At 76.1% G+C, this 7,262-nt stretch carries 7 protein-coding genes; 3 read left to right on the top strand and 4 right to left on the bottom strand.

Features of this window, described 5'->3' with window-relative positions; translation table 11 throughout:
- On the top strand, positions 1–343 hold a 343-nt coding region (locus LCE31_RS33775; RefSeq protein WP_225021314.1), incomplete at its 5' end, for a DUF3574 domain-containing protein.
- A 307-nt stretch (positions 344–650) separates the two neighbouring features.
- On the opposite strand, the gene LCE31_RS33770 is transcribed toward LCE31_RS33775, so the two are convergent.
- The 3 genes from LCE31_RS33770 to LCE31_RS33760 are packed head-to-tail and all read right to left on the bottom strand — an operon-like array spanning position 651 to position 5,343.
- Positions 651–1,076: a hypothetical protein gene (locus LCE31_RS33770; protein WP_225021312.1), complete on the bottom strand. Its 426-nt coding sequence runs from the start codon at positions 1,074–1,076 to the stop codon at positions 651–653.
- Between the two features lie 47 nt (positions 1,077–1,123).
- Positions 1,124–2,377 (bottom strand): SWIM zinc finger family protein, encoded by a 1,254-nt coding sequence (locus tag LCE31_RS33765; RefSeq protein ID WP_225021310.1) that lies wholly within the window; start codon positions 2,375–2,377, stop codon positions 1,124–1,126.
- The gene (locus LCE31_RS33760) at positions 2,374–5,343 is read right to left on the bottom strand and encodes a DEAD/DEAH box helicase (RefSeq protein WP_225021308.1); all 2,970 of its coding nucleotides are present in this window, start codon (positions 5,341–5,343) and stop codon (positions 2,374–2,376) included. Before LCE31_RS33760 ends, LCE31_RS33765 begins: the two co-directional genes overlap by 4 nt.
- 310 nt (positions 5,344–5,653) lie before the next feature.
- Between LCE31_RS33760 and LCE31_RS33755 the strand changes: the two genes are divergently transcribed.
- Together LCE31_RS33755 and LCE31_RS33750 are read left to right on the top strand one after the other, a co-directional pair.
- Positions 5,654–5,995, top strand: a complete 342-nt coding sequence (locus tag LCE31_RS33755; RefSeq protein ID WP_225021306.1) for a hypothetical protein — start codon at positions 5,654–5,656, stop codon at positions 5,993–5,995.
- Positions 5,996–6,158: 163 nt separating this feature from the next.
- A complete protein-coding gene (locus LCE31_RS33750; RefSeq protein ID WP_225021304.1) occupies positions 6,159–6,467 on the top strand; it encodes a DUF6343 family protein in 309 nt (102 codons plus the stop codon).
- Positions 6,468–6,540: 73 nt separating this feature from the next.
- Here LCE31_RS33750 and coaE read toward each other — a convergent pair whose 3' ends face one another.
- Complete coding sequence (gene coaE / locus LCE31_RS33745; RefSeq protein WP_225021302.1) at positions 6,541–7,146, bottom strand: dephospho-CoA kinase; 606 nt, start codon at positions 7,144–7,146, stop codon at positions 6,541–6,543.
- Between the last annotated feature and the right edge of the window lie 116 nt (positions 7,147–7,262).

Here is a 7,262-nt window from a genome sequence, read left to right as displayed (position 1 = left end):
CCACACCCCCTCCACCCCCTACGTCGAGACCCGGCTGTTCTTCGGCACCGAACGGCCCGACGGCGGCCCCGCCGTCACCGAGGCGCAGTTCAGGTCGTTCGTCGACCGCGAGGTCACGCCGAGCTTCCCCGAAGGCCTGACCGTGCAGGACGGCTGGGGCCAGTGGCGCGATTCGCGCGGCGCCATCGAACGGGAGCGCAGCCACGAACTGATCCTGCTCTACCCGAAGAGCGAGGCGGCGCGCCGCGACGGCGCCATCGAACGCGCCAGGTCGGCCTACGTACGCGCGTACGCCCAGGACGCGGTGGCCCGCCTGGACGAGCCGGCCCGCGCCGACTTCTGAACCCCGCCGGCGCCTCCCGCGAGGGCGCGGGCACACCGCTTCCGCCCCAAGGCGCGCGGACCCCGGCACGCCGAGGCGGATGCCACGCGGGCCACCCGCCCCGGCGCCCGTGCCCTCGGCGCGCGGGGGCCGTCGGGCGCGCCGGCCGGACCGGACGGGTCGCGCGGCCTGCCGGGCGCGGGCGGCAGCGCCGTCAGCGTGTGTACTTTTCGAGTTCTTCGACCCGGTTCCGGAACACGGGCTTCTCGACGGGCAGTTCAGCGCTGTACGGCACCGGATTCCGCGGGGCGGCGGTCGGGCCCGGTGCTCACGGCTGCTCTCCGAACTCGACCCGGCCCACCGACCCCGCCTGGATGACGGGACCGTGCTGGGTACCGCCGCTGATGGTGTTGTGCACATCGCGGATCTGCGTCTGTGTCTGCTCGACCCGGAACTCCGCGACCAGTCCGGCCAGTTCGCGCTGGGCCTCGTCGTCGCCCTGGACGGCACGGCGGAAGCGGCCCGCCAGGTCGCGCCGCAGCTCGTCGGGTGCCGCGTCGTCGCCCGACGCCCGCGCTGCCGTCAACTCGGCCCGCGTCGAATCCAGTTCGGCGGCCACCCGGTCCACGGCGGTGCCGCGGCGGCGGGCCAGGAAGGCCGCGAAGCGGTCGCGTGCCGTGTTCCACCCGTCGAGTGCCATCTGCTGGAGGACGGTCGCCGCCGCGGCCGCCATCACTTCGGTCGCCCCGTCCATGGGATGTCCCCTCCGCCTGCCGGACGCTACGCGCAGCAGCGTACCGGTCACCGGCCGAGCAGGGCGATGACCGCTCCCACCGGATCGGTGTCCGGGATGCCTCTCGGCCACCAGTCCTCGCGGTCGCGGTCCGACTCGTACCCGTACCAGAGCCCGTCGCGGCCGAGGCGCAGCTGCCTGGTGGGGCCCGTGAGGCGGTTGCGCCAGGGCCGCAGGGCCGGCAGGTCGGCGGCGGCCAGAGCGGGGCGCGCCCGGTCGAAGGGTCCGGCCGGCGGGTCCCACGCGTGCTCCAGGACGTCGAGTCCGGCGAGGCCGCCCTGCCGCCAGGCGGCGACGGCGCGGGCGAGGTCCGTGGGCGTGTGGTCCGTGGCGGCGGCGAGGTCCCGGTACAGGGCGCGGGTGGACGCGGTGAGTCCGGAGCCGGGGTGGGCGGCGGCGAGGCGGACCGCGTCCTGCCAGGGCGTGAGGTCGGCCACCGGGTCCGTGCCGAGGACGAGCAGGGTGTGCGCGCGGGCCGCGGCCTCGGTGGCGAGCAGGTCGAGCGCGAACGGGTCGGGCGCGCCGGGCGCCTGGGGATAGTCGGGCGGCCGCCCCGGCCGGTCGGTAACAGGCAGGGGCGGCGGCAGCGCGGGCAGCGGGCGGGGCGCGAGGACGGTGCCGGCGTCGACGGTGGGCATCGCGGGCGCCGCCGCCGTGCGCTCGGCCGCGGACCGGGCGGCGCTGCGGCGGGTGAGGTCACTGAGGACCTCGTGTTCGGCGCGGCCCCGCATCAGCAGCAGCACGAACGGGTCCGCGTCGAGCAGCCTGGCGGTCTGGTAGCACAGCGCCGCGGCGTGCTTGCACGGGTATCCGTCGTCGGGGCAGGAGCAGTCGGGCACCAGGTCGCCGCCCGCGGGCAGCAGGTCGGACAGGTCGGCGAGCGCGTGCGGCATGTCCTTGTCGAGGAGGGCGGCGATGTGGTCGGGCCGGTCGGCCGCGGTGGCGAGCAGGTCCTCCCAGGCGTCATCGGCCAGGGTGCGCAGCCGGATCTCGGTGCGGTAGGGGCGGGGGCGGCTGCCGTGCACGTACGCCATGACCTTGCCTGGTGTGACGGTGACGGCGTCGACATGGCCCCCGTCCGCGTAGGCGCGGCCGCGGCCGAGCCTGGCGGGGTCGAGCGCGGTGTCCTCCATCGACGCGAGCCACGCGTTGCCCCACCAGGTCGCGGCGAACGGCCCCTCGGTGGTGCTCCGTGGCGGCATCGCGGGGAAGGTGGCCCGCCGGTCGTCGTGGCGCGGACGGCGCGCCGAGGGGGCCGTCATGCCGGCCTCCGCAGCGACACCAGGTCGGCGAGCTCGCGGTCGGTCAGCTCGGTCAGCGCCGCCTCGCCGGAGCCGAGGACGGCGTCGGCCAGGGCCCGCTTGGAGGCGAGCATCTCGGCGATACGGTCCTCGACCGTGCCCTCGGTGATGAGCCGGTGCACCTGGACGGGCTGGGTCTGGCCGATCCGGTACGCGCGGTCGGTGGCCTGCTCCTCGACGGCCGGGTTCCACCACCGGTCGAAGTGCACGACATGCCCGGCCCGGGTGAGGTTCAGTCCGGTGCCCGCGGCCTTGAGGGACAGCACGAACACGGGGACCTCGCCCGCCTGGAAGCGGTCCACCATCCGCTCCCGCTCGGGGACGGGTGTACCGCCGTGCAGGAGCTGGGCCGGGACGGCGCGGCTCGCCAGGTGCGCGGTGAGCAGCCGGGCCATCGACACGTACTGCGTGAAGATCAGTGCCGAGCCGTCCTCCGTGAGGATCGTGTCGAGCAGTTCGTCGAGGAGGGCGAGCTTGCCGGACCTGCCGGAGAGGCGGACGCCCGCGGCTGAGCGGCCCGGGGTGGCGGTTGCGCGGGGCGGTTGCTCCTTGAGGTACTGCGCGGGGTGGTTGCAGATCTGCTTGAGGGACGTGAGCAGCTTCATGACGAGGCCGCGCCGCGCGATGCCCTCGGCCTCCTCGATGGCGCCCATGGTCTCGCGGACCACCGCCTCGTACAGGGATGCCTGCTCCCTGGTGAGCGGCACGGGGTGGTCGGTCTCGGTCTTGGGCGGCAGTTCGGGCACGATGCCCGGGTCGGACTTCCTCCTGCGCAGCAGGAAGGGCCGCACGAGGCGGGCGAGCCGGTCGACCGCCTCCTCGTTGCCGGCGTCCGCGACGCCTGCCGCCCGCGCGTTCTCGACATTCTCCACGATGCGGGCGTGGCGGGCCCTGAACGTCTTGAGCGGGCCGAGCAGCCCTGGGGTCGTCCAGTCCAGGAGCGCCCACAGCTCGGACAGGTTGTTCTCGACGGGCGTCCCCGTCAGCGCGACGCGCGCGGCGGCGGGGATCGTGCGCAGCGCCTTCGCCGTCGCCGAGAACGGGTTCTTGACGTGCTGGGCCTCGTCCGCCACGACCATGCCCCAGCGGTGCGCCGCGAGCTGCTCAGCGCTGGAGCGCATCGTGCCGTACGTGGTGAGGACGAAGCCGCCCGCCACATCCTCCAGCGAGCGGCCCGCGCCATGGAAGCGGTGCACCGGTGTGCCGGGCGCGAACCGGGCGATCTCGCGCTGCCAGTTGCCGAGGAGGGAGGCCGGGCAGATCACCAGGGTGGGCGGCTCGGCTCCGCCGCCCGCCGCGGTGCGCCGCGCCCGGTGCAGGTGCAGTGCGATCAGGGTGATCGTCTTGCCGAGGCCCATGTCGTCGGCGAGGCAGCCGCCGAGGCCCAGCGATGTCATCAGGTCGAGCCAGGCGAGGCCGCGCAGCTGGTAGTCGCGCAGGACGGCGTCCAGCCCGGGCGGCTGGGGCAGGCTTCCCGGCCCCGCGGCGATGCGGTCGCGCAGGGCGGCGAGCGCGCCGGTCGGCACGGCCTCGACGCTCTCGCCGTCGACCTCGGCGCTTCCCGTGAGCGCGACGGCGAGCGCCTCGGACGGCTGGAGCAGCCCCAACTCCCGCTTGCGTGCCTTGCGTACGAGCGAGGGGTCGACCACCACCCAGCGGTCCCGCAGCCGCACCACGGGCCGGTGCGACTCGGCCAGGGCGTCCATCTCGGCGGGGGTCAGCGGATCGCCGTCGAGCGCGAGCTGCCAGTCGAACGCGAGGAGTTCGGTGCTGTCGAAGAACACCGTGCCGTCGGTGGCGGAGCCGGGCGCCGTGCGCGCCGGCCTGACGACCGCGGCCGCGGTCAGCGTCCTGGCCAGCTCCTTCGGCCAGTGCACGGCGACACCCGCGGCGGAGAGCCGGCTCGCGGCCGGGCCCAGCAGGTCGTAGAGCTCGTCCTCGGCGAGCGCGAGCACGTCCGGCACGTCCTGCTCGGTGAGGCGGCCGAGCGGCGGCCACACCCGGGCGGCCCTGCGCAGCGCGAGCAGCGCGTCGACGCGGGCGCGCGGCCCCAGGTGCTCCTCGCCGTCGCCCGCCCACAGCCGGGCCGCGTCCACCACGAGCGTCGGATCGGCGAGGCTGTGCACCTGGACGAGCGCGACGGCCGCGCGCCGCGCGCCCGGCGCCGCCCCGGACCCGGGCCCGGCCTCCGTCTCGCGGTCGAACGCCTCGAACGCCGACAGGTCGAGCCGCAGCGAGACCCGTACCCCCGCGTCCATGCCCGCGGCGGCCTCCGCGGCCCAGCCGCGGGCGCCGGGCAGCCGCTGGGGCGCGCGGGCCGCGAAGGGCGCTCCCGCGGCGAACGGCGCGGCCGGTGTGCGCGGCAGCGTGTCGGCGACCGCGTCGAGGAACGCCCGTACGAGCGCCTCGGGTTCGGGGACCCGGGGCCCGGCCGCCGCGTCCCCCGCAGGAGGGGCCGCCGCGACCGCGTGCGCCTCCGGCGGCATGGCCGCGGCGACCGCCCGGAGCTGGGCGATGTCCTCCGCGTCGAGCGGGCCGGCCCGCCACGCGTCGTGGTCGCCCGCGGTGAGCCCGGGCAGCAGCCTGCCGCGCCCCACGAGTTGCAGCGCGTGCAGCGCGGCAGCGCCCCAGCAGGCGGCGGCGGGGTGGGCCGATCTGTCGCTCCTGGCCCTGACGAGCACCGGCACCGCCTCGCCGACGGGCACGAGGACCGCGGGCACCGTCCGGGACACCACCGGCACCGTACGGGACACTGCCCCGGCCTCGCCCGGCCGCAGCACCGTCAGCTCCCCGGCGGCGCTCTCGGGGAACGCGTCCCGGGGCAGCGGGTCGCCCTCGGGCTGCCAGAACGCCACCCGCCGCTCACGCGGCACCTCGGCGGGCAGGAAGACGGCGGCGCAGCGCACCAGCCCCACCCCGTACACCATGGCCCCCACCGTCCTTCACCCCCTTCGACCACACGATCCATCCGACCTCTGCGAGTCTAGGCAGGGGGTCTGACATCGCCTCCTCGACGGGCATTTTCGCAGGTCAGCCAGGCGCGGAGCCGCGCCGGGGCCCGCCGGTCGGCCGGGGAGCGGGCATCGCGCGGCGCCGCCCGGCCGTACAGCGGATCGCCGTGCCGTGTCGCCCGGCCGGTCGTACAGCGGGTGCCGCGCCGCCGCCCGTCGGGCAGGGTGGCATCACCCGCACCCGAGCGGCCACCGCCCACCCGCACCGCAGAGACGAGGACGGCCCATGGACCCGAACCAGCACCGGCGCCTCGCCGGCGCCGCCTGCGCGGCGCTCCTCACCGCCGGGCTGGCCGGCTGCTCCGGCCTGGGCAGGACCGCCGTGGGCCCGGTCGACCACGTCACGGGCAAGGCCCGCACGGTCCAGGTCAACAATCCGGTGGTCACCGGCTGCCACTCGTTCGGCCCGACGGGTGCGCGCGCCGTGCAGAACGGCACCCTGGTCGATCTGATCGCCTACCGGGCGCCCGGCTGCAAGGGCGGCCACCCGGTGTACATCGCGACGACGCTGTCGAACACCATCTCCCCCGGCAACCCGCCCTGGCGCAGTTACCGCTTCGTACACTGACCACCGCACGCGCCGCACCGCCGGGCGAACGGCACCGCCCCGGCGTCGCGCCGTCACCCTGGCCGCGCCTGCCCGGTCGATGCCTCCCGTGTCCGCGCGGGCCGCTTCGGATGCCCTCCATCGGGTACTCGCCCGCATAGGGACCGGAGGAGGTGGAAGTGCCATGCGTACGGGAAATGAGCCTGTCAACGCGCGCAGTCCACTGCGCATGCGGTTCTGGCTGAGTGTCTGGGGGCTGATCTGGTGCGGCGGGGCCGCGGCGGTCTTCGCGCTCGTCGCCGCTCCCGTGCTCGCCGGGGTGTGCGCGGCGCTCGCGCTGATCGCCCTGGTGGATCTCGCGGTGATCGTGCACCGGATGCGGCAGGGTCCGCGCTTCCAGCCCGGCCGTGACGTGCCGCCCTACGAGCCGGTGCGCGACGACAGGAGGCGCGCGGGCCGCGGCTTCGGCACCGGGCGCCCGCACCATCCGTAAAGGACCAGGGCGCCCCCGACCGCACCATCCGTGACAGACACGGGCCCGGCCGCACCGTGCGGCCGGGCCCCGCTCAACGTGCCGTCGCCGCACGCTCCCGCAGTGCCTCCCACACCTCACGCACCCGCGGCTCCAGGGCCTCTCGCGCGCCGTCGTTGTCGATGACGATGTCGGCCGCCGCGCGCCGCTGCTCGCGGTCGGCCTGCGCCGCCATCCGGCCGCGCGCGTCGTCCTCCGCCATTCCGCGCAGCCGTACGAGCCGCTCCAGCTGGGTGGCGGGCGACGCGTCCACGACGAGGACCACGTCGAAGTGGCCTGTGAGTCCGCTCTCGACCAGCAGGGGGACGTCCTGGACGACGATCGCGTCGGGGCCCGCCGCCCGCTCCAGCTCCGCGGACCGCTGCCGCACCAGCGGGTGCACGATGGCGTTGAGAGCGCGGCGCCGCTCCTCGTCCGCGAAGACGACCGCCCCGAGCCGGGGCCTGTCCAGGCTCCCGTCGGGCGTCAGGACGTCCGTACCGAACTCGGCCACCACGGCGGCAAGGCCGGGGGTGTCGGGCTCCACGACCTCCCGTGCGATCCGGTCCGCGTCGATCAGCACTGCCCCGTACGAGGCGAGCAGTTTCGCGACCTCGCTCTTGCCCGCGCCGATGCCGCCCGTCAGTCCCACTCTCAGCATGGCTCCACCCTATGCGGCGGCAGGCGGGCAGCGTCGTGGGGGGGGGGGGGGGGGGGGGGGGGGGGGGGGGGGGGGGGGGGGGGGGGGGGGGGGGGGGGGGGGGGGGGGGGGGGGGG

The sequence above is a fragment of the Streptomyces sp. 8L genome, from assembly GCF_020176795.1.
Taxonomy (GTDB): Bacteria; Actinomycetota; Actinomycetes; order Streptomycetales; family Streptomycetaceae; genus Streptomyces.
This window is presented reverse-complemented; position numbering and strand designations above follow the sequence as displayed.